The 21,106-nt window shown below is 66.8% G+C and carries 22 protein-coding genes and 1 pseudogene; 13 read left to right on the plus strand and 10 right to left on the minus strand.

Features of this window, described 5'->3' with window-relative positions:
* The 8 genes and pseudogenes from QOC76_RS10900 to QOC76_RS10935 form a co-directional block, all read left to right on the plus strand.
* Positions 1-494 (plus strand): annotated as a pseudogene (locus QOC76_RS10900) (carbamoyltransferase C-terminal domain-containing protein); the annotation flags it as partial.
* Positions 495-580: 86 nt separating this feature from the next.
* The gene (locus QOC76_RS10905; RefSeq protein WP_526356850.1) at positions 581-2,074 is read left to right on the plus strand and encodes an HAD-IIIA family hydrolase; all 1,494 of its coding nucleotides are present in this window, start codon (positions 581-583) and stop codon (positions 2,072-2,074) included.
* Complete coding sequence (locus tag QOC76_RS10910; RefSeq protein ID WP_526356851.1) at positions 2,071-3,087, plus strand: glycosyltransferase family 9 protein; 1,017 nt, start codon at positions 2,071-2,073, stop codon at positions 3,085-3,087. The genes QOC76_RS10905 and QOC76_RS10910 overlap by 4 nt, the downstream gene beginning before the upstream one ends.
* Complete coding sequence (locus QOC76_RS10915; protein WP_526356852.1) at positions 3,084-3,659, plus strand: D-sedoheptulose-7-phosphate isomerase; 576 nt, start codon at positions 3,084-3,086, stop codon at positions 3,657-3,659. The genes QOC76_RS10910 and QOC76_RS10915 overlap by 4 nt, the downstream gene beginning before the upstream one ends.
* A complete protein-coding gene (locus QOC76_RS10920) occupies positions 3,652-4,986 on the plus strand; it encodes a PfkB family carbohydrate kinase (protein ID WP_526356853.1) in 1,335 nt (444 codons plus the stop codon). The genes QOC76_RS10915 and QOC76_RS10920 overlap by 8 nt, the downstream gene beginning before the upstream one ends.
* A gap of 10 nt (positions 4,987-4,996) precedes the next feature.
* Positions 4,997-5,683, plus strand: a complete 687-nt coding sequence (locus QOC76_RS10925) for an SDR family oxidoreductase (RefSeq protein ID WP_526356854.1) — start codon at positions 4,997-4,999, stop codon at positions 5,681-5,683.
* Complete coding sequence (locus tag QOC76_RS10930; RefSeq protein WP_526356855.1) at positions 5,680-6,615, plus strand: glycosyltransferase family 9 protein; 936 nt, start codon at positions 5,680-5,682, stop codon at positions 6,613-6,615. Before QOC76_RS10925 ends, QOC76_RS10930 begins: the two co-directional genes overlap by 4 nt.
* Positions 6,612-7,913 carry a UDP-glucose dehydrogenase family protein gene (locus QOC76_RS10935; protein WP_526356856.1) on the plus strand — a complete coding sequence of 434 codons (1,302 nt, stop codon included), beginning with the start codon at positions 6,612-6,614 and terminating at the stop codon, positions 7,911-7,913. The genes QOC76_RS10930 and QOC76_RS10935 overlap by 4 nt, the downstream gene beginning before the upstream one ends.
* Here the strand turns inward: QOC76_RS10935 and QOC76_RS10940 are convergent.
* Both QOC76_RS10940 and QOC76_RS10945 read right to left on the minus strand, forming a co-directional pair.
* A complete protein-coding gene (locus QOC76_RS10940) occupies positions 7,910-8,926 on the minus strand; it encodes a DNA topoisomerase IB (protein WP_526356857.1) in 1,017 nt (338 codons plus the stop codon). The genes QOC76_RS10935 and QOC76_RS10940 overlap by 4 nt on opposite strands.
* Positions 8,927-8,975: 49 nt before the next feature.
* The gene (locus QOC76_RS10945) at positions 8,976-9,110 is read right to left on the minus strand and encodes a hypothetical protein (protein WP_526356858.1); all 135 of its coding nucleotides are present in this window, start codon (positions 9,108-9,110) and stop codon (positions 8,976-8,978) included.
* 115 nt (positions 9,111-9,225) lie between these two features.
* On the opposite strand from QOC76_RS10945, the gene QOC76_RS10950 reads away from it, so the two are divergent.
* Positions 9,226-9,654, plus strand: coding sequence for an ATP-binding protein (locus QOC76_RS10950; protein ID WP_526356859.1), 429 nt, complete (start codon positions 9,226-9,228; stop codon positions 9,652-9,654).
* A gap of 62 nt (positions 9,655-9,716) precedes the next feature.
* Positions 9,717-10,442, plus strand: a complete 726-nt coding sequence (locus tag QOC76_RS10955) for an RNA polymerase sigma factor SigF (RefSeq protein WP_526356871.1) — start codon at positions 9,717-9,719, stop codon at positions 10,440-10,442.
* On the opposite strand, the gene QOC76_RS10960 is transcribed toward QOC76_RS10955, so the two are convergent.
* Positions 10,413-10,841 carry an STAS domain-containing protein gene (locus tag QOC76_RS10960; protein WP_526356860.1) on the minus strand — a complete coding sequence of 143 codons (429 nt, stop codon included), beginning with the start codon at positions 10,839-10,841 and terminating at the stop codon, positions 10,413-10,415. The genes QOC76_RS10955 and QOC76_RS10960 overlap by 30 nt on opposite strands.
* A gap of 359 nt (positions 10,842-11,200) precedes the next feature.
* On the opposite strand from QOC76_RS10960, the gene QOC76_RS10965 reads away from it, so the two are divergent.
* Positions 11,201-11,755: a nucleotidyltransferase family protein gene (locus QOC76_RS10965; RefSeq protein ID WP_526356861.1), complete on the plus strand. Its 555-nt coding sequence runs from the start codon at positions 11,201-11,203 to the stop codon at positions 11,753-11,755.
* Here the strand turns inward: QOC76_RS10965 and QOC76_RS10970 are convergent.
* Positions 11,739-11,975 (minus strand): hypothetical protein, encoded by a 237-nt coding sequence (locus QOC76_RS10970; protein ID WP_526356862.1) that lies wholly within the window; start codon positions 11,973-11,975, stop codon positions 11,739-11,741. The genes QOC76_RS10965 and QOC76_RS10970 overlap by 17 nt on opposite strands.
* A 17-nt stretch (positions 11,976-11,992) precedes the next feature.
* Here QOC76_RS10970 and QOC76_RS10975 point away from each other — a divergent pair, with 17 nt between their 5' ends.
* A complete protein-coding gene (locus tag QOC76_RS10975) occupies positions 11,993-12,688 on the plus strand; it encodes an SDR family oxidoreductase (RefSeq protein ID WP_526356863.1) in 696 nt (231 codons plus the stop codon).
* Positions 12,689-12,693: 5 nt separating this feature from the next.
* Here QOC76_RS10975 and QOC76_RS10980 read toward each other — a convergent pair whose 3' ends face one another.
* The 6 genes from QOC76_RS10980 to QOC76_RS11005 form a co-directional block, all read right to left on the minus strand.
* Positions 12,694-14,490 carry an acetyl/propionyl/methylcrotonyl-CoA carboxylase subunit alpha gene (locus QOC76_RS10980; RefSeq protein ID WP_526356864.1) on the minus strand — a complete coding sequence of 599 codons (1,797 nt, stop codon included), beginning with the start codon at positions 14,488-14,490 and terminating at the stop codon, positions 12,694-12,696.
* A gap of 108 nt (positions 14,491-14,598) precedes the next feature.
* Entirely contained in the window at positions 14,599-15,012 is a 414-nt protein-coding gene (locus QOC76_RS10985; RefSeq protein WP_526356865.1) for a SufE family protein, read from the minus strand.
* Positions 15,009-15,896 carry a sulfurtransferase gene (locus QOC76_RS10990; protein ID WP_526356866.1) on the minus strand — a complete coding sequence of 296 codons (888 nt, stop codon included), beginning with the start codon at positions 15,894-15,896 and terminating at the stop codon, positions 15,009-15,011. Before QOC76_RS10990 ends, QOC76_RS10985 begins: the two co-directional genes overlap by 4 nt.
* Before the next feature lie 9 nt (positions 15,897-15,905).
* Positions 15,906-16,544: a Maf family protein gene (locus QOC76_RS10995; RefSeq protein WP_526356867.1), complete on the minus strand. Its 639-nt coding sequence runs from the start codon at positions 16,542-16,544 to the stop codon at positions 15,906-15,908.
* Between the two features lie 28 nt (positions 16,545-16,572).
* A complete protein-coding gene (locus QOC76_RS11000; protein WP_526356868.1) occupies positions 16,573-16,857 on the minus strand; it encodes an acyl-CoA carboxylase epsilon subunit in 285 nt (94 codons plus the stop codon).
* A 53-nt stretch (positions 16,858-16,910) separates the two neighbouring features.
* Positions 16,911-18,563 carry an acyl-CoA carboxylase subunit beta gene (locus QOC76_RS11005; RefSeq protein ID WP_526356869.1) on the minus strand — a complete coding sequence of 551 codons (1,653 nt, stop codon included), beginning with the start codon at positions 18,561-18,563 and terminating at the stop codon, positions 16,911-16,913.
* A gap of 1,115 nt (positions 18,564-19,678) precedes the next feature.
* Here QOC76_RS11005 and QOC76_RS11010 point away from each other — a divergent pair.
* Positions 19,679-21,106: tyrosine-protein kinase domain-containing protein (locus QOC76_RS11010; RefSeq protein ID WP_526356870.1), on the plus strand; the 1,428-nt coding region annotated here is incomplete at its 3' end.

Below are 21,106 nucleotides of genomic sequence, written 5' to 3' on the forward strand. Positions count from 1 at the left end.
CGGAGAACCAGTTGATCGGCTGGTTCCAGGGCCGCTCGGAGTACGGTCCGCGGGCGCTGGGAAACCGCTCACTGCTCGCCGACCCACGCCACCCCGAGAACCTCGAACGGCTGAACACCGTCAAGGGACGCGAGCAGTTCCGCCCTGTCGCCCCAATGGTGTTGGCCGAGTGGGCGTCCGAGATCTTCTCCGGCGGCCCGGTGCCCAGCCCGTACATGTTGTTTGTCCACGATGTCGCGGCAACCTGGCGCTCGCGCATCCCCGCTGTCACTCACGTCGACGGCACCGCGCGTATCCAGACGGTCGACAGGAGTCCGCCGTTGCTGCACGCGGCGATCAGCCATTTCGCCGAGCGCACCGGGGTCCCGGTGATCGTCAACACGAGCTTCAACACGGCGGGACGACCGATGGTCGACAGCCCGCGTGACGCCCTGGAGTGCTTCGGCAGCTCGCCGATCGACATGCTTGCCATCGGGCCGTATGTGGTGAGAAGGCGCCACCGCGCACGTGAGGAGCGAAATAGCCACCGCGCACGTGAGGAGCGAAAAAGCCACCGCGCACGCGAGGAGCGGGAAACCCGATGACAACCGATTTCGCGATCGTCGTGCCGACCGTCGGCAGGGACTCGGTGCACCGTCTGCTTGCCGAACTGGACGGATCATCGGGGCCACGACCGGTGGCTGTCGTGCTCGTCGACGATCGCGCCGACCCCAGACCGGCGCTTGCCGTGGCGAGCCGAATGCCGGTGACGGTGCTCTACAGCGGCGGCCGAGGTCCGGCGGCGGCACGCAACGTCGGGTGGCGCAGTACGAAGGCGCCATGGATCTGCTTCCTCGACGACGACGTTGTCCCGCAACCGCACTGGTTCGCGGCCGTGGCGAAGGACATCGCCGACGCCGAGGACGTGGGCGCGGCTGCCTCGCAGGCTGTGGTCGATGTGCCCCGAGTCGCAGGCCGCAGCGCCACCGACGACGAACGTCGTACGCAGCGTCTCGGCGACGCCCAATGGATCACCGCCGACATGGCCGTCAAGCGGTGTGCGCTGGTGGATACCGGCGGCTTCGATGAGCGGTTTCCGAGGGCCTACCGTGAAGATTCCGACCTCTCGCTTCGAATCAGCAACAGCGGCAACCGAATTGTTCAGGGGTCGAGGCGGTGTACACATCCCGTTGCGCCGTCGACCTGGCTCAGCAGCGTGCGCGCTCAGGTGGGGAATCGCGACAACGCGCTGATGCGACGCAAGCATGGACCCACGTGGCGCAAGGCCGTCGGCGAAGACCGGGGCCGTCTTCCGGGACATGCGGCCACCACCGCGGCGGCGCTGGCTGCCCTCGGGCTTGTCGTCACCGGCCGATCGCGCGCGGCATCGCGGGCGGCCACGCTGTGGGCGTTGCTGACCGCGGAATTCACGCTGCGCCGCATTCTGGCGGGGCCGCGGACGATGGCGGAGATCGCCCGCATGGTGGCGACGAGCGTTGTCATCCCACCAGCCGCGGTACTGCATCGCATTCGGGGTGAGTGGGACTTCCGTGTGGCCCGACGAGATCCGCCGCTGGCAGTGCTGCTCGATCGCGATGACACCATCATCAAAGACCGTCCGTATCTCAGCGACCCGAACGGCGTCGAGCCGGTGCCGGGGGCGCCGAACTCGTTGCGCAGGTTGCGCGAGCGCGGTCTGCTGCTGGCCATCGTCAGCAATCAGTCCGGGGTGGCGAAGGGTCTGATCACTCCCGACGAACTGGCGGCGGTCAACGCGCGGGTGGACAAGATGCTCGGGCCGTTCGACGTGTGGCAGGTCTGCCTACACGACGACGGTGACGGCTGCGACTGCCGCAAACCCGCGCCGGGAATGGTGTTGGCGGCGGCGGATGCGCTCGGTGTGGATCCCGGCCGGTGTGTGCTCATCGGCGACACCGGCGGTGACGTCAACGCTGCGCTGTCGGCCGGGGCCGACGCCGTGCTGGTGCCGACCGACCGGACCTTGCGCCACGAGATCAGCGATGCGCACGAGCGAGCGCGGGTGGCCGCCGACCTGAACAGCGCCGTGTCGCTGGTGTTGAAGGAGTGCCGGTGAGCCACGCCCTCGTCGCCCGACTCGACAGCGCCGGTGATGTCCTCATCACCGGACCCGCAGTTCGCGCTATAGCCGCCGGACACGACTACGTGACCTTCCTTGCCGGTCCGCGCGGTCGCGAAGCCGCCGAACTGTTGCCCGCCGTCGACGAGGTGATCGAGTGGCAGGCGCCGTGGGTGGACTTCGACTCGCCGGAACTTACCGCGGGCCACGTGGATTCGCTGGTCAAGCAGATGCGTGACGTGTGCCCCGACCGGGTGTTCGTTTTCACGTCCTTCCACCAGTCGCCGCTCCCGCTCGCCTTGATCTGCCGGATGGCCGAGGTGGAATGGGTGGGCGCGATCTGCGAGGACTATCCGGGCACGCTGCTCGATCTTCGCCACCACGTTCCCGACGGCATACCCGAACCCGAAAGGGCGCTCTCGCTCGCCCTGGCAGGCGGTTGTGCGCTACCCGCAGGCGACGACGGCGCATTGCGCGTCGGCCCAGTGTCGCCATTGCCCGACGAGCTCGAAACACTGACGGCCGCACCGTTTGTGGTGTTCCACCCCGGAGCCGCCGTGCCCGCCAGGCGCCCGAGCGCGACCCGCAGCGCCGCAATGGTGGCTGCGCTGACGGGCGCGGGTCACCGCGTGCTGGTCACCGGCGGGCCAGACGAATGCGAACTGACCGCCGCGGTGGCGGGCGGCGTGGCGGTCGACCTCGGCGGGCGCACGACGTTGTCGACACTGGCTGCCGTCTATGCCGCTGCCCGGGTGGTCGTCGTGCCGAACACCGGACCCGCACATCTGGCCGCCGCGGTCGGCGCGCCCGTCGTATCACTCTTCGCACCCGTTGTCCCGGCGTCGCAGTGGATTCCGTACACACAGCGGGTGACCCGGCTCGGTGACCAGAATGCGCCGTGCCGCTTGACCCGCGCCCGCGAGTGCCCGGTTGCCGGTCATCCCTGCCTCGACGGTGTCACCGACGCCGAGCTGCTCGCCGCGGTCGACAGATTGGGAGGACAACCATGATCCGGACGCACATGCGAGCCCTGGCCGATGCCGTCGACCGTGTCGGGCCCGAGGCCGACCGACTCACGACGTGGGGCAGGCAACTCGCCGATGTGCTGACCCGAGGCGGCCGATTGCTCGCCTGCGGCAACGGCGGCAGCGCCGCGGAGGCGCAGCATCTCACCGCCGAGCTGGTCGGCCGGTTCCGCGAGGAACGAAAGCCGATGTCCGCCATCGCCTTACATGCCGACACCTCTGCACTGACCGCGATCGGCAACGACTACGGGATCGACGAGATCTTCGCCCGTGGCGTGCGCGCACACGGCCAGCCCGGCGACGTGTTGATCTCGTTGTCCACCAGCGGCACGAGCAGCAACGTGCTGGCCGCGGTCAAGACCGCCCACGAGGAGGGACTGACCACATGGGCGCTGACCGGGCCGGCGCCCAATCCGCTTGCCGCCATGTGCGACGACGCCGTCTGCGTCGATGCGGACTCGACTGCCACCGTGCAGGAAATCCACCTACTGCTGGTTCACGCGCTGTGCATCGCCGTTGACGGCGTGCTGCTCGGGGGAGGGGGAGACCGTGCCTAGGCCTTTGGTCATCGTCGGCGACTCGATGCTCGACGTCGACATCGAGGGCAGCGCGAGCAGGCTCAGCCCGGAAGCGCCGGTCCCCGTCGTCGACGCGGACCGGATCTGGCACCGCCCCGGCGGCGCCGGGCTCGCCGCAGTGCTGGCAGCGCGCACCGACAGCGACGTCGTTCTGGTGACGGCGCTGGCCGACGATGCCGACGGACAGGTGCTGGCCGACCTGCTCGCCGGCGCCGGCCTCGATGTGGTTGCCCTGCCGATGAGCGGAAGCACGGTGTGCAAAACGAGGATTCGCGCTCGTGGCCAGTCGATGCTACGCCTCGACCACGGCGACGGCACCGCGGCGGCGAACGGAGCGCCCCGCCGTCTGGCGTCGGTGCTCGAGTCTGCCAGGGCGGTCTGCGTTGCGGACTACGGCCGCGGCGTCGCGGCGCATCCCGTCATCCGCGAGACGCTGACCGCGATCGCTGAGCGCGTCCCCGTGGTGTGGGATCCCCACCCGCGCGGTGCCACACCGACGCCGGCCTGCCGACTGGTGACACCCAACCAGGCCGAGGCGGGTGACGCGTCGGCGGAGTCGCTGCGCAGGCGGTGGGGCGCCGGGGCGGTGTCGGTGACCATGGGCCCCAGGGGAGCCATGGTGGCCACCGCCACCGGATCGGTGCATGTTCCTGCGCCGACGGTGACGGGGGCCGGTGACCCCTGCGGGGCGGGCGACCGGTTCGCCGTCGCCGCGGCGCTGGCATTCGGCGAAGGGAGCGACGCGCGGACCGCCGTCACCGCGGCCGTCGATGCGGCGACACATTTCGTGGCCGCGGGTGGCGCCGTCGGCGTATCCAGCCCAGCGCCGATCGGTGCGCGTGGGAGTCGCGGTGCAGCGCAAGATCTCGACACGCTACGGCGAAGGAGTGGTCGGCTGGTGGCCACCGGCGGGTGCTTCGACCTGCTGCACACCGGTCATGTCCGCCTGTTGCACCAGGCCCGTCAGCTCGGCGATGCGCTTGTGGTGCTGCTGAACTCGGACAGCTCGGTGCGGGCGTTGAAGGGGCCCACCAGGCCGGTGATGCCCGCAGAGGACCGTGCGCGCGTGCTGTCCGCTTTGGAGTGCGTCGACAAGGTGATCATCTTCGACGAGCTCTCCCCGGAGAAGGCGTTGGACGCGCTGCGCCCCGACGTGTGGGTGAAGGGCGGCGACTATGCAGAAGCCGACCTGCCCGAGGCGGAGGTGGTGCGTCGGCACGGCGGCGAGGTCGTGCTGCTGCCGACCGTTGCCGGTTACTCGTCATCAAACCTGATCGCAGCGGCGCGCTCACGACCGAACGACTAGGAGCTGACACATGACACTGGGCAACATTCTGATCACCGGGGGCGCATCGGGCCTCGGTGCGGCGACGGTGAAAGCGGTGACACAGCACGGCGGTACGCCGCTGGTCATCGACAGGCAGAACCTCGATGACGACGTCGCCTTCGAATGCGCGGATCTCGCGGATACCGCGGCGGTCGATGCGGCGGTGCGTGCGCTGGCCGAGGGGGTCGGCGGACGCATCGACGGGGTGTTCACCGCCGCGGGCATCGACTCCTGCGGCAAGCTCGACGATGTCGCCGCCAAGGAATGGGAGCGGGTCATCCACGTCAACCTGCTCGGCACCGCTGCCGTGATCCGCGCCGCGTTGCCCTACCTGAAGACCACCCACGGCCGGATCGTCACGTGCGCATCCACATTGGGCATCAACGCGGTGGCTGACGCGACCGCGTATTGCGCGTCCAAGTTCGGGGTTGTCGGGTTCAGCAGGGCGCTCGCCGCCGAGCTTGCGGGCGAGGTCGGGGTGACGACGCTGATCCCCGGCGGAATGTACACGCCGTTCTTCGACGGCCGGACCGAGCAGTACAAGCCGCCGCCCGACGCGAAGCTGAACAAGCCGGAGGACGTCGCCGAGACGGTGGTATTCGCGTTGTCGCAGCCCTCGGGTTGTGAGGTGCGGGAGTTGGTGGTGTGCTCGTCGACTGAGTCTTCATGGCCATGACGCGTGGGACGATCGTCGTTCTGCGCGCGCTCGGCCTCGGCGACCTGCTCACCGGGATTCCTGCCCTGCGCGGCCTTCGAAGGGCTTACCCCGATGCCCGCATCGTGCTCGCCGCGCCGGAACGCTACATCGAGCTGGCGATGCTGTCCGGCGCGATCGATGCGGTGCGGCCGACGCCGGGTCTCGGTGGCCTGCTGCCGCTGCGCCGGCCGCCGGACATGGCGGTGAACCTGCACGGCAGCGGACCCGAGAGCATCGCCGACCTGCGGACGTTGGCACCTGGATCGCTGCTGAGCCATCGTCACCCCGCGCATCCCGACCTGGCCGGACCGCCGTGGCGGGCCGACGTGCACGAGGTCGACCGCTGGTGCGGAATGCTCGAGTGGTTCGGAATCGCCTGCGACGCCGCTGATTTGACGTTGCCACGGCCGCAGGGATACCCCGACCGGTCGGGCGTTGTCGTCATCCATCCCGGGGCTGCGTCGGCGGGCCGACGCTGGCCCGCGGAGCGCTTCGCCGCAGTGGCCGCGACGCTGGCCGCCGAGGGCAACGACATCGTCATCACGGGAAACTCCTGCGAGGTGGAGCTCGCACACACCGTGGCGCGGCGGGCCGGTTTACCCGAGAACGCCGTTCTGGCAGGCACGTTGAGCCTTCTCGGTATGGTCGCCCTCGTCAACGATTGCAGGCTGCTCGTCTGCGGTGACACCGGCGTCGGTCACATCGCGACCGCAACCGGAACCCCGTCGGTCGTGCTGTTCGGGCCGACGCCGCCCAGCCGGTGGGGGCCGCGCGGTAGGGGACCGCACATCCCGTTGTGGACGGGGGACAGAGGCGACCCGCACGCCGACCGGCCGGACCCCGGGCTGCTGCTCATCACCGTCGACCGCACGCTGGATGCTACGCGAGAAGTGCTGCGGGAACGCGTATGACGGGGAAGCGGGTAGGTGTCGTCGGCGCCGGCTATGTCGGGCTGACCACCGCCGTCTGCGTGGCCGAGACCGAGCACGACACCATGTGCGTCGACGTGGACCACGACAAGGTCGAGCGCTTGAGCGCAGCCGTCACACTGCTCGACGAACCGGGACTGCCCTTCCTTCTGGTGCGCGGGCTGCGTTCGGGTGATTTGAGGTTCAGCACCGACTACGCGGATCTGACCGACCGTGACGTGGTGTTCGTCTGCGTGCCGACGCCGAGTGCAGAGGACGGCTCGACCGATCTGAGCGCCGTCGACGCGGTGATCGAGGAGTTGGCGACGGTGTTGCGACCCGGCTCGGTGATCGCGATGAAATCGACTGTCCCGGTGGGGACGACGCGCGCGATCGCAGAGAGGCTGGCCGGCACCGGCATCTGCGTGGTGTCCAATCCGGAGTTCCTGCGCGAGGGCCACGCCATCAACGATTTCCGTCATCCCGACCGCATCATCATCGGTGCCGACGATGACCGTGAGGCCGACCGGGTCGCCGAGATATGCGGCGGCGGAGGCGCATACACGTTGCGGATGCGCCCCGAAAGTGCCGAACTCGCGAAGTACGCCAGCAACGCGTTCCTGGCCGTGAAGATTTCGTACGCCAATTCGCTTGCCCGGCTGTGTGCCCGTGTCGGCGCCGATGTCGAGGATGTCACCCGGTGCATGGGAGCCGATGTCCGGATCGGCGCGCATTTCCTGCAGCCGGGCCCCGGCTGGGGCGGCTCGTGCCTTCCGAAGGACACCGCTTCGTTGCTGCACAGCGGGCGGTCCAACGGTGTCGGGCTGCCCGAAGTGGCGGCCGCCCGCGAGACGAACGCCGCCCAATCGGGTCGTGTCGCCGAGATCCTCAGCCGAGCCATGGGTGTTCCCCTGCAGGTGTCGCGGATCACCGCACTGGGCTTGACGTTCAAGGCAGGTACGAACGACGTGCGCGACTCGCCCGCGCTGACCATCTGCGCCGACCTGGCCCGTGCAGGCGCACAGGTCACCGGCTACGACCCCAGGCTCGCGTCGATAGATCCGGCGCCGCTGCGACAGGCGTCGATCGTCGCGGTCGACGATCCCTATCTCGCCGCCAAGGAGTCCGATGCCATTGTGGTGTTGACCGAGTGGCAAGAGTTCCGCAACCTCGATTGGCCCGTGATCGCCGATCAGGCTCCAGGCGCGGTGGTGGTCGACACACGCAACCTGCTCGACCCGGGCGTGCTCGCCGACGCAGGGCTCAGACACATCGGCAACGGCATCCCGGGCGGGTTCTAGGAGCGCGCCACCTTCCGGATCAGTCGCGCGGTGCTCTCCTCCAGGATCGCCTGCTGATCGCCGCGATTCCTGATGCGGTCGGCGCGGCGCACACCTGCCGCGATGGTCATGCCCTTCTCGTAGCCCTCGACCACCCGAGGGTCGACATAGGAGCTGCGGGCCACCGCCGGGGTGTTGCCGAGTTCCTCGGACACTTCTTTCATCACCGCGGACTCCACCCGTTTGATCACGGTCTTGTTCACCGGCGGGTCGGCGTCGACGAAGGCCGCGGCCGCCAGCACGGTGCCGTGCCAGGTGCGCAGATCCTTGACGGTGTACTCGGCGCCGACGAGTTCCTTGAACCGGGCGTTGAGATCGTCGGCGTGGATATCCATCGGGCCCGATGAGTTTTGGCACACCAGGAAACGTTCGGTGCGTTCCGGTCTGCGCAGCAGCGCGCGCACCGAACGCACCACCTCGGGATCGTCGATGAGCAGCGTGCGGCGCACACCGCTCTTGGCGGGAAAGTCGAACTCGACGGCCTTGCGTTGCAGCGAAACGTGTTCGCACAGCAGCGTGGAGATCCCGAACGAGTTGTTCTCCTCGGCGTACTGCTCGCCGCCGGCGCGGAAGTAGCCGAGGTCGAGCAGTTGCAGCGCCAGGGCGAGGACCCGGTCGCGGTCGAGCCCTCGCTTGCGCAGGTCTTGGGCGATGCGCCGCCGCATTGCGGGCAGCGTTTTCGACATCTCCAGCACCCGGTCGAATTTCTCCTCGGCGCGCTCCTCCTGCCAGGTTTCGTGGTAGAGGTACTGCTTGCGGCCCGCCGCATCGGTTCCGACGGCCTGGATGTGGCCGTTCTCATACGGGCTGATCCACACCTTCTGCCACGCCGGCGGGATCACCAGTCCCTTGATACGCGCGAGCGCCGCCTCATCGGTGAGCGTCTTGCCTTGTTGATCGTGATACGAGAACCCCCGGCCCCGTCGCACCCGGCTCAGGCCGGGCCCGCTCACCACGCTTCGGCGCAGCCGCATCAAAACCTGCCGTTATGAATTCGCTCAGGCTGGGTATCAAACATCGATGTCACTGCATCATCGGCGCGAGCACGAGGAACGCCACGGCGTAGACCGCGGCCGCGACCACTACCAACAGAGCGAGCGCAACGCCCGCTGTCACCAGGATGCGGCGCGGCGTGAGCGAGGGCTGGAAGTGGTTCATGCCGAGGTATTACCCCGCCGAACGGCGGGCCACACGTCATCAATTGTCGGGAGCGCCGGTGGTTAGCTGGAATGCCACTTGGAGTAGTGTCGGGTCGACATTTCCGGGAGGTCACATGGCCGATGAGAACAACAACGGGCACCAACGGGGTGACCGTTCGGTCGAAGTGCGTGTTTCAGCGCAGCTGGAAAACCTCGCCGTCGTGCGCACCGTCGTGGCGGCCATCGGGACCTTCGAGGACCTCGATTTCGATGCGGTGTCCGATTTGCGGCTCGCAGTGGACGAGGCCTGCACCCGACTCATCCGCTCGGCCATGCCCGACTCGACGCTTGTGGTCGTGGTTTATCCCCGCGACACCGAAGTCGTGGTCGAGGCGTCGACCACATGCAAGACCCAAGACATATTGACCCCCGGCAGCTTCAGCTGGCATGTGCTGAGTTCGCTCACCGATGAGGTGAAGACGTTCCAGGACGGACAGGGCGCCGAAGAGGGTCACGTATTCGGCATATCGATGACGACGAGGCGAGCGAGTTCGCTCAGGTGAGTCGGCAGTCGTCGCAGGGTTCGTCGTCACGGCAGAACTCTGAATATGCGGACGTCGCAGAGATGTTCCGCGAATTGCAGGGCATGTCGGAGGGCTCCGCGAAGTTCGCGCGTCAGCGTGACCGCATCGTCGAGCGTTGCCTGCCACTGGCGGATCACATCGCGCGGCGGTTCGACGGTCGCGGCGAGCCGCGCGACGATCTCGTTCAGGTCGCCCGGGTTGGCCTCGTCAACGCCGTGATCCGCTTCAACGTCGACGCCGGTTCGGACTTCGTGTCGTTCGCGGTACCGACGATCATGGGCGAGGTCCGCAGGCACTTCCGCGACAACAGCTGGTCGGTGAAGGTTCCACGCCGGCTCAAGGAGCTACACCTGCGGCTCGGCGCCGCGACCGCCGAGCTGTCGCAGCGGCTCGGCAGGGCCCCGACACCGACGGAACTCGCCGCCGAACTCGACATGGATCGCGACGAGGTCGTCGAGGGACTGGTGGCGGGCAGCTCGTACAACACGCTGTCCATCGACAGCGGCGGTGGCAGCGGCACCGAGGATGCGCCTGCGATTGCCGACACGCTCGGCGACGTCGACCTCAGCCTGGATCAAATCGAGAACCGAGAAGCGTTGCGGCCCTTGCTCGAAGCGCTCCCGGAGCGGGAGCGCACCGTGCTGTTGCTGCGGTTCTTCGAGTCGTTGACTCAGACGCAGATCGCCGAGCGGGTCGGCATCTCCCAGATGCACGTGTCCCGGCTGCTGGCGAAGTCGCTAGCTCGGCTCAGAGACCAGCTTCAGTAGCCGACGCTGGTCGGCGCGAAGCCGCATCAGCGCGGCAGGCATCGTTGCCGCGATCGGCAGAGCCGAATCGGGATCGCAGATCCGCATCAGCCGGCTGACCGAATCGCTGGGAACCAGCACCCATTCGACGCAGGCACCCGCGCAGCGGACGTTCAGCGTATGCAGCGCGGAGAATCCCGCGGTTCCGAAGAACTCGACTCCGGAGAGGTCCAGCGCCATTCGGTCGGTGCGGTCGGCGTCGCGCAATGCGTAGTCGACGAACTCCTGGGCGTTGCATGCGTCCAGATCACCGTGCGCCGTGATGACCGCGACGGAGGGCTGTAGCCACCGCGTCGCGAACTTGGCTGTGCGGGCTTCCCGACGGTCGGCAGGACGCGGCGTGAAAATAGCAGTAGACATGATTGTGATGACTCCATCAGTCGACGAAAATTTCGGACTGTGGTTCGCGTCAAAGTTCAGGCCCTGGGTCCTCAAAGCCCCTCGCTGCAAGGCCAGAAATGATTGCTCCTGCATGCCGATGACGTATCCCGCGGCTGCGAACTCAACCTGATTTGACCCTACGCGCCTTCGAGCCAATTGGACAATGGAAGCAGTCCTTCTCGTCAAAGTGCCTGGTCAGCGCGCGTGTCGCGAATAATTTTACGCCCACGTAAATGGCAAAATTGCCGCTTCGTTCGAAATCGCTTCGCGGACATACACATTGCGCAATTTCATTGGCTGGATGCCGTTCGTTTTACGGCCGGGTCCAAAATACTGGCATGGCAGAGCAGGTCGGCGGAATCGTCCTCGCTGCGGGGGCGGGGACCCGGTTCGGCATGCCGAAGGTGCTTGCGGGCGACGGGCGGTGGCTGCGCTCGGCGGTCGGCGCGCTTGATGACGGCGGGTGTGACGACATCGTCGTCGTGCTGGGGGCGGCGGTCGTCGACGTGCCCGCACCGGCGCGCGCTGTGGTGGCGAGCGACTGGGCCGAGGGGATGGCCGCCTCGCTGCGCGCGGGCATAGCCGGGCTCGAATCCGGCACCGCCGAGTACGCAGTGCTGCTCACCGTCGACGCGCCCGACATCGGTGCAGGCGCGGTTCGTCGCGTGTTGGCTGTGGCGCGCGGCAGCGCCTCCGGGATCGCGCGGGCCGGCTACGGCGACCGGCCCGGCCACCCCGTCGTTGTGGCGCGACGGCACTGGCCCGATCTGGTGGCCACGTTGCGTGGCGACGAAGGGGCGCGACAGTTCCTGGCGTCACGCGACGATGTGGCCTGGGTGGACTGCGCCGACCTCGCGACGGGTGCCGATATCGACGTCAATCCCGAACGGTGATGCCGAGTGCCTGGACGGCGAACCGGCGGACCGCCTGCTCCGCCACCTCGATCGCCTCGGCGTTACCCCCACGAGAGGACACCGTCGCGGTGTCGACGTCGAGGGTCACCTCGGCCACCACGTCGCCGGTGACCGGCGCGCACACGTCCCAGCGGTAGCCGGCATCGACCCGCGCTCCGCGCAGATACCACGCGCCTGCATTGATTTCCACCGGTTCCACAAGGCGTAATGGTAGGCATGAAGATCGCAGTGATCGGGGCCAGCGGCCTGATCGGAACCAAGCTCGTCGAACTGCTGACCGCGGACGGCCACGAGGTCGTTGCCGCCTCCCGCAACACCGGCGTCGACGTCCTCACCGGCAAGGGTCTCGCCGACGCACTCGCCGGTGCCGACGGATTGATCGACGTCCTCAACTCGCCGGATTTCTCCGACGGCCCGGTGATGGACTTCTTCACCACGTCGACGACCAACCTGGCGGCAGAAGCGAAGAAGGCCGGCGTCGGCCACTATGTCGCCCTGTCGATCGTCGGCCTGGACGGGTTGCCCGACAGCGGGTACCTACGCGCCAAGGTGGCTCAGGAGAAGATCATCACCGATTCGGGTCTGCCGTACACGCTCGTGCGTGCCACGCAGTTCGCCGAGTTCACCGACCAGATCACCGAGTCTTTGGTCGTCGGTGACGAGGTGCGCGTCCCCGATGCGTTGATCCAACCGATCGCCGCCGATCAGGTGGCCGAAGAAGTCGCCCGGGCCGCGGTCGCCGCGCCGCTCAACGACTTCGTGAACATCGGTGGGCCGCAGAAGATCTCGTTCGAACAGATGGCCCGCGATTCGCTGGCGCGCCGCGGCGACACCAAGTCGGTTGTCGCCGACCCGAAGGCGCAGTATTTCGGCACTGCGCTCGAGGAGCGCAGCCTGGTGACGCCGGACTAGACGCGCTACTTGATCTCGGCCAGCACCGTGCCCTGCGTGATCGCGGCGCCCGCCTCGACCGCAAGGCCGGTGATGGTGCCGTCCTTGTGCGCGGTGACCGGGTTCTCCATCTTCATCGCCTCCAGCACGACCACCAGATCGCCCGCGGCGACCTCCTGACCCTCCTCGACGGCCACCTTGACCACGGTGCCCTGCATCGGGGCGGTCACCGCATCACCCGATGCGGCGGCGCCTCCGTGCGCGCCACGCTTGCGGGGCTTCGGCTTCTTGCGGATGACGCCTGCCGCCGCCGCGCCGCCGCCGTTGCCGATGGCCAGATCGCCGGGCAGCGAAACCTCGAGCCGCCGGCCGCCCACCTCGACGACGACCGTCTGGCGCGGAGTGGTGTCTTCGGTGTCGAGCGGCTCACCGCCGGTGAACGGTTCGACGGTGTTGTCCCACTCGGTCTCGATCCAGCGGGTGTGCACCGTGAACCCGTTGTCGTCGCCGATGAACGCCGGGTCGGAGACCACCGCGCGGTGGAACGGGATGACCGTGGCGAGGCCCTCGACGGTGAACTCGTCGAGCGCGCGCCGCGACCGCTCCAGCGCCTCCTGGCGCGTCGCGCCGGTGACGATCAGCTTGGCCAGCATGGAGTCGAACTGGCCGCCGATCACCGAGCCGGACTCCACGCCGGAGTCCAGCCGCACGCCGGGTCCGGTCGGCGGGTCGAACTTGGTGACCGGGCCGGGGGCGGGCAGGAAGCCGCGGCCCGCGTCCTCGCCGTTGATGCGGAATTCGATCGAGTGGCCGCGCGGCGTCGGGTCCTCGGTGATGTCGAGGGTCTCGCCGTTGGCGATGCGGAACTGCTGGCGGACCAGGTCGATACCCGAGGTCTCCTCGGTGACCGGGTGCTCCACCTGCAGACGCGTGTTGACCTCGAGGAACGAGATCAGCCCGTCCTGGCCGACGAGATACTCGACGGTGCCCGCGCCGTAGTAGTGGGCTTCCTTGCAGATGCGCTTGGCGGACTCGTGGATCTCCTTGCGCTGCGCGTCGGTCAGGTATGGCGCGGGCGCCTCCTCGACCAGCTTCTGGAAGCGGCGCTGCAGCGAGCAGTCACGGGTGCCTGCGACGACGACGTTGCCGTGCTGATCGGCGATCACCTGAGCCTCGACGTGGCGCGGCTTGTCCAGGTAGCGCTCCACGAAGCACTCGCCGCGACCGAAGGCCGCGACGGCCTCACGGGTCGCCGACTCGAACAACTCGGGGATCTCCTCGATGGTGCGGGCGACCTTCATGCCGCGGCCGCCACCGCCGAACGCCGCCTTGATCGCCACCGGCACGCCGTACTCCTTGGCGAAGGCCACCACCTCGTCGGCGTTCTTGACCGGGTCCGGGGTGCCGGGCACCAACGGCGCCTGCGCGCGGGCCGCGATGTGGCGCGCGGTGACCTTGTCGCCGAGGTCGCGGATGGACTGCGGGCTGGGGCCGATCCAGATCAGGCCCGCGTCGATGACCGCCTGCGCGAAATCGGCGTTCTCCGAAAGGAATCCGTAACCCGGGTGGATCGCGTTCGCGCCCGATTTGGCCGCCGCGTCGAGCAGCTTGCCGAAGTCGAGGTAGGACTCCGCGGACGTCTGGCCGCCCAGCGCGAACGCCTCGTCGGCGAGCCGGACGTGTGGCGCGTCGGCGTCGGGTTCGGCATACACGGCCACGCTCGGGATGCCGGCGTCCTTGGCCGCGCGAATCACCCGGACGGCGATCTCACCGCGATTGGCTACCAGCACCTTATGGATGCGTGAGCTGGCGTGACTGGGCACTGCGCCTCCTGATCGACAGGTATCTAAGAATCGTCTTTAAGAATGTATCCCGCGCAGTTTAAGCGCCGCCGCCGTGCCGACCCCAATTGACCCTGGGTAGCCGTACGGCTAGCGAAGGTGCTTTTTGATGCGGGCCAGCATCGCCGACATGCCGCGCAGCCGCAGCGGGCTGATCAACGCCGCCAGGCCCAGTTCGCCGTAGAAGTCGTCGGGGACGGCGAGGATGTCGTCGGCGGGCTGATTGTCGAGCCCCTGGGCCAGGATGGACGCGAAACCCCGCGTCGTCGGTGCCTCGGGCGGCGCGCTGAAGTACAGCCGCACGTGGTCACGATCGTCGGCGTCGACGTGCAGGAAGAGCGGCGACTGGCACTCCGGCACCGGCTCCATCGCCGCCTCCTCGAGGTCGGCGGGCAGTGCAGGTAGCTCACCGGCGAACTCCAGCAGCAGCTGCAGCTTGTCCTGGCCCTGCATCTCTTTGAAGTCCGACACGACTTCGGCCAGCGGCGAGGGCATGAAAGTCATGGCGCTCCGCCGGCGTCCTCTCCGACTGCCACGGGCACCCGCACGGCGTTGCCCCATTCGGTCCACGAGCCGTCGTAGTTGCGCACGCCGGGCAGGCCGAGCAGATGGGTCAGCACGAACCAGGTGTGGCTGGACCGCTCGCCGATGCGGCAGTAGACCACGGTCTTGTCTTCCGGTGTCAGGAAGCCGTACAGCTCGTCGAGTTCTTCGCGGCTACGGAACCGGCCGCTGTCCTGTGCGGCCTTACCCCAGGGGATCGAGCGGGCGGTCGGGATGTGGCCGCCGCGCAGCGCGCCCTCCTCGGGGTAGTCCGGCATGTGGGTGCGTTCGCCGGTGTACTCCTGGGGGGAGCGGACGTCGATCAGCGGCTGGTCGCCGAGGATGGAAAGGACTTCGTCCTTGAACGCCCTGATCGGCGCGTCGTCGCGGACGACGACGGGGTAGCCGCTGGTCTGCTTGCTCGGCACGTCGAGCGTGGTTTCGCGGCCGTCGGAGATCCACAGGTCGCGGCCGCCGTCGAGCAGTCGCACGTCCGGGTGGCCGAAGAGGGTGAACACCCACAGCGCGTAGGCGGCCCACCAGTTGCTCTTGTCGCCGTAGATCACCACGGTGTCGTCGCGCGAGATGCCCTTGCGGTTCATCAGGTCGGCGAACTGCTCACCGTTGATGTAGTCGCGCACCTGCCGGTCGTTGAGGTCGGTGTGCCAGTCGATCTTCACCGCGCCGGGAATGTGGCCGGTGTCGTAGAGCAGCACGTCCTCGTCGGACTCGACGACGACAAGCCCTGGCCTGCCGAGGTTGCCCGACAGCCAGTCGGAGGTGACCAGGCGTTCCGGGTGGGCGTAGGCGGCGAGGCTGGGATCGGAATCTGGAGGAAGCGGCACTCCACGAGCCTACAGCGGGTTCTCAGCCCAGAGATCGGCGATCGAAAGCCCCACGCGGGTGAATAACGTGCGCATCGTGGGCAGCGAAAGACCTATCACGTTCGAAGGATCGCCTTCGATGCTCTCGACGAACCAGCCGCCGAGCCCGTCGATGGTGAAGGCGCCCGCCACCCGCAGCGACTCGCCGCTGGCGAGATACGCGGTCAGCTCCGTGCCTGTCGGTTTGCCGAAATGGATTGTGGTGTCCCCGAACTCAACTTCACGGTCCGTCACAGAGCCGTCGCGCAGCCGAATCACGCAGTGCCCGGTGTACAGCACGCCCGCCCGGCCGCTCATCGACTCCCACTGACGACGGGCGTCCTCGACCGACGTCGGTTTGCCCCGCAGCGCGCCGTCGATGTAGAGCATCGAATCACAGCCGATGACAACGCAATCCGCGGTCAGCGAGGGATCGAGGTTCGCGATGACCTGCTCGGCCTTGGCGCTTGCGAGCGCGTTGGCGACATCACCCGGCGCAGCGTCGGGGCCCTGCGCGGCGATGACGGCGTCCTCGTCGACACCAGAGACGACGACGACGGGGTCGATTCCCGCCTGGCGCAACACCATTCGCCTGCCCGGTGAGGCAGATGCGAGCACCACGCGCGTCATGATCGACATTCTTCGCGCAAGCGGCTCATCAACGCCGCATGTACGTCCGCTCCAGCAGTGTCACCCGCTGCCAGCTGGTGGTCTCGAAGCGCAGCTTGTCGACCGGGTGGCCCCACAGATTGAGCTCCTGCGGGCCGGGTTCGACGATGCCGCCGGTTCCGGCGCTGAGCACCGCGACCAGCGCGGCAAGCTCCTCGTCGGTGGGCGCGCCCTTGAGGATCTTGATCTCCTCGACCGCCTGCACCGGCGGTGCATCGATGGTCATCTCGCGCGGGTCGGACACCTCGGTGATGTGGTTTTCGTCGTGGCTCATGGCTGTCGGTTCGCTCTCTCGCTACGTTCGCTGCGCGAACTGCTCTCGGCCGCTCACAGCGGAATGTTCCCGTGCTTCTTCGGCGGTGTCTGGGTGATCTTGCGTTCGAGCAGCCGCAGCGCGGTGGCGACGTAGCCGCGGGTATGCGATGGCGGGATGACGGCGTCGACGTAGCCCCGCTCTGCGGCGATGTAGGGGTTCACCAGGGTGTCCTCGTAGTCCTGCTGCAGTTCGAGGCGCAGGGCGTCGACGTCCTCGCCTTCCTTGGCGGCCTCCTTGAGCCGGCCGCGGTACACGAAGCCGACCGCACCGGAGGCGCCCATCACCGCGATCTGAGCCGTCGGCCACGCGACGTTGACGTCGGCGCCCATCTCCTTGGAGCCCATGACGCAGTAGGCACCGCCGTAGGCCTTCCTGGTGATCACGGTGATCTTGGCGACGGTGGCCTCGCCGTATGCGTAGAGCAGCTTGGCGCCTCGCCGGATGATGCCGTTGTACTCCTGCTCGGTACCGGGCAGGAAGCCCGGCACGTCGACCAGCATGACGATCGGAATGTTGAAGCAGTCGCAGGTCCGGATGAACCGGGCGGCCTTCTCCGAGGCGTTGATGTCCAGACAGCCGGCGAACTGGGTGGGCTGGTTGGCCACGATGCCGACCGGACGACCGTCGACGCGGCCGAAGCCGACCAAGATGTTCGTCGCGTAGCCCTGCTGCACCTCGAGGAACTCGTCGTCGTCGAGGATGCGGGTGATGACCTCGTGCATGTCGTAGGGCTGGTTCGGCGAGTCCGGGATCAGCGTGTCCAGCTCGAGGTCCTCCTCGGTGAGGGTGTCCTCAACGGCGCCCTGGGGAACCTCAGCCGGATACCGCGGCGGGTCGGAGTGGTTGTTGCTCGGCAGGTAGGAGAGCAGATCGCGGACGTAGTCGAAGGCGTCCTGCTCGCCGGAGGCGACGTAGTGTGCGAGGCCCGACTTGGCCATGTGGGCGTGCGCACCGCCGAGCTCCTCCATCGTCACCTCTTCGCCGGTGACTGTCTTGATGACGTCGGGTCCGGTGATGAACATCTGGCTCGTCTGGTCGACCATGACCACGAAGTCGGTCAGCGCGGGGGAGTAGACGTGGCCACCCGCGGCGGCGCCCATGATCAGCGAGATTTGCGGGATGACCCCCGACGCCTGGATGTTGTTGTAGAAGATGTTGCTGTACAAGCCAAGTGACACGACACCCTCTTGGATGCGCGCTCCGGCTCCGTCGTTGATGCCGATCAGCGGGCGGCCGGTCTTGATGGCCAACTCCTGCACCTTGACGATCTTCTCGCCGTACACCTCGCCGAGGCTGCCGCCAAACACCGTGGCGTCCTGGCTGAAGATGCAGACGTCGCGCCCGTCGATGGTGCCGTAGCCGGTGACCACGCCGTCGCCGAGCGGCCGGTTCTCGGCCAGCCCGAAGTTGGTGCTGCGGTGTCTGGCCAGCGCGTCGAGTTCGACGAACGAATCCTCGTCGAGCAGGGCCAGGATGCGCTCGCGGGCGGTCAGCTTGCCCTTGGCGTGCACCTTCTCCACCGCCTGCTCACCGACCGGGTGCAGCGTTTCCTCGGTCCGCTTGCGCAGATCGGCCAGCTTGCCCGCCGTGGTGTGGATGTCGATCGTGTGCTCGGCGGAGGGCTCCGCCTGATGGTCCCCGGTGTTCTTGGTACTGCTCGTCATGGTGGTGATGGTATCGACACGCGGGCGGCCGGTCCCGTGGCGGTGTGCAAGCGGCGCGGATGGCTGGGCGGCGTGAGATACAGACAGCGGTCTTTGGTGTGGCCGAAGTACATAGCTGGTGTGTATCGCTTACCACACAAACTTGAACTCGATGATGTTCTGGTCGCAGCAGTCTTGTGACGGTATGAAGTTCGCTGAAAATTGCTGCGAATCTCGCACTTCGGCGTCTGGTATGGCGCCGTTAAACCGAGAATTTCAGCTCGGAGTCGAGGGGGTGGGGTAACCCGCCATCACCCTGATGACCTGAGAAGCCGCAGCTTAGAGTCGGTCGCACGCCGAAACGATCCGGGATCTCAAGATGGCGCAGCGATCCGAATGGAGGAACGAATCTTTTGCTGGAGTGTGTCGCCAAGCGAACAGCGACCGCTCGAAGCGGACTGCTGTGGCACATGAGTTTCCGGAAGATTTTCCGCCCTAAGCAGCGATGGTGATCAATAACCTTGGCGGCAGCAAACGCGATTACTTCGGACGAAACACATTTGACACTCGGCTGGTGCTCGTGATTCCACGACCAGGAATTACCGTCACGGTTCGGGCGGCGGATAATGTGCACGCTGACGAGTTGCCCGCCTACATTGTCGCGATCCATGGCTCTCGGTCGATGTGCCGAGCGGTGCCAATGTCTCGCGGGTTTCTGTTCTCGGGACGACAAGGGCGTAGCCGACACGGTCACCGTCGATGGTGAGCAACCGACGATCGTCACTGGTGTCGGGTAGCGTCACCGAATCATCAACGCACAGCTGACAATAGAACGATACCGCGCTCGAGTTGCACCTCGAACCCACCGAACCGACGTCACTGTGCGCACCGGGTGTTCCCATTCAATTGTTGCTGTACGCCGAACCCGTTGTATCGGTTCCCAAGTGCCTGGGATGAGTCACGGCGCCAGCCTGTTGAGCCCTCACTTTGGTTTGCTCCTACTCCCTATATGGTGAACTGCGAATACTCTCATTAATGAGCTACGTCGAAATCGCAAAAGGTACACTTCCCGCAGATCGGGCGACGTTGTATGACGGAGCACGGGGGCTGGGGCAAGCAGCAATCAAGGGGGGGCATTGAATCTGCAGGATTTCGTAAAGCTGCTGCGTTCTCGGTGGGTTACCGTGGGCGTCACGATGGTGGGCGCCGTTTTGGGGGCCGTCGCAGTGACTTTGCTCACGACACCGATGTACCAGGCCTCAACGAGGCTCTTCGTATCGACCACGGCCGGCTCATCCTTGTCGGATGTGTACCAGGGCAATCGCTTCTCTCAGGAACGCGTGGTGTCCTACGCCGAGCTGCTAACGGGCGAGACGCTGGCTCAGCGCACCATCGACAAACTCGGCCTCGGTATGACTGCAAAAGCACTACAACGAAACGTCACGGCGACTGCGAAACCCGATACCGTCTTGATCGATGTGGCGGTGCTCGACGAATCACCCGTCCGCGCTCGTGACATTGCCAACACATTGGCCGACGAGTTCGTCGTGATGGTACGCGAGTTGGAAACTCCCGAGGACCGAACGCCGCCCGATGCTCGCGTTGTCGTCGAGCAACGCGCGTCGATTACCGACCGCCCGGTGATTCCGAAAACCGCCCGCAACATTGCAGCCGGCATCGCGGTGGGCTTTCTGCTGGGCATAGGCCTTGCAATACTTCGCGATCGCCTCGACAACACAGTCAAGGACGGAAAGACTTTCGAGGGGATCACGGGCGTCGGACTGGTCGGCAGCATTCCGCTCGACAAGGAACGCAGGAAGGAACCAGCGATATCTTTCGGTAGCGAGAACTCAGGGATCGCCGAAGCATTTCGCAAACTCCGGACCAACTTGCAGTTCCTCGCAGTCGATAATCCGCCGCGCCTGATCGTCGTCGCGAGTTCGATGCCGGGCGAGGGTAAATCCACCACGGCGATAAACATTTCGCTGGCGTTGGCGGAAGCCGACCACAACGTCGTGCTCGTCGATGGCGACATGCGACGCCCCATGTTGCACAAGTACCTCGACTTGGTCGGGTCGGCAGGATTCAGCACGGTGCTCAGTGGCGGAGCATCACTTTCCGAGGTGCTGCAGAAGACACGTTTCCCTGGGTTGACCGTCCTCACCTCGGGAACCGTCCCGCCGAATCCGAGCGAACTACTTGGGTCGTTGGCAGCCCAAAAGGTGCTCAGCGAAATGCGTGCGCAGTTCGACTATGTCATCGTGGATTCGTCACCGCTGCTTGCGGTCACAGATGCCGCGATTCTGGCTGCCAATTCCGACGGCGTGCTCATGATGGCGCGGTTCAAGCAAACCAAGCGGGAGCAACTTGCACACGCGGTTGGAAATCTTCAGGATGTGGGCGCTGCACTGCTAGGCGCGGTATTCACGATGACACCCACGCGCGGAAATGCGTCCTACAACTACAGCTACAGTTACTACGGCGATGACAACGCGCGGCGACAATCACCGAATCCTGCGCCCCGTAGCGGGGAGGTCACGCAGCCGGCCGGCGGAAGGCGTGGG

This window comes from Mycobacterium sp. (assembly GCF_032159565.1).
Taxonomy (GTDB): domain Bacteria; phylum Actinomycetota; class Actinomycetes; order Mycobacteriales; family Mycobacteriaceae; genus Mycobacterium.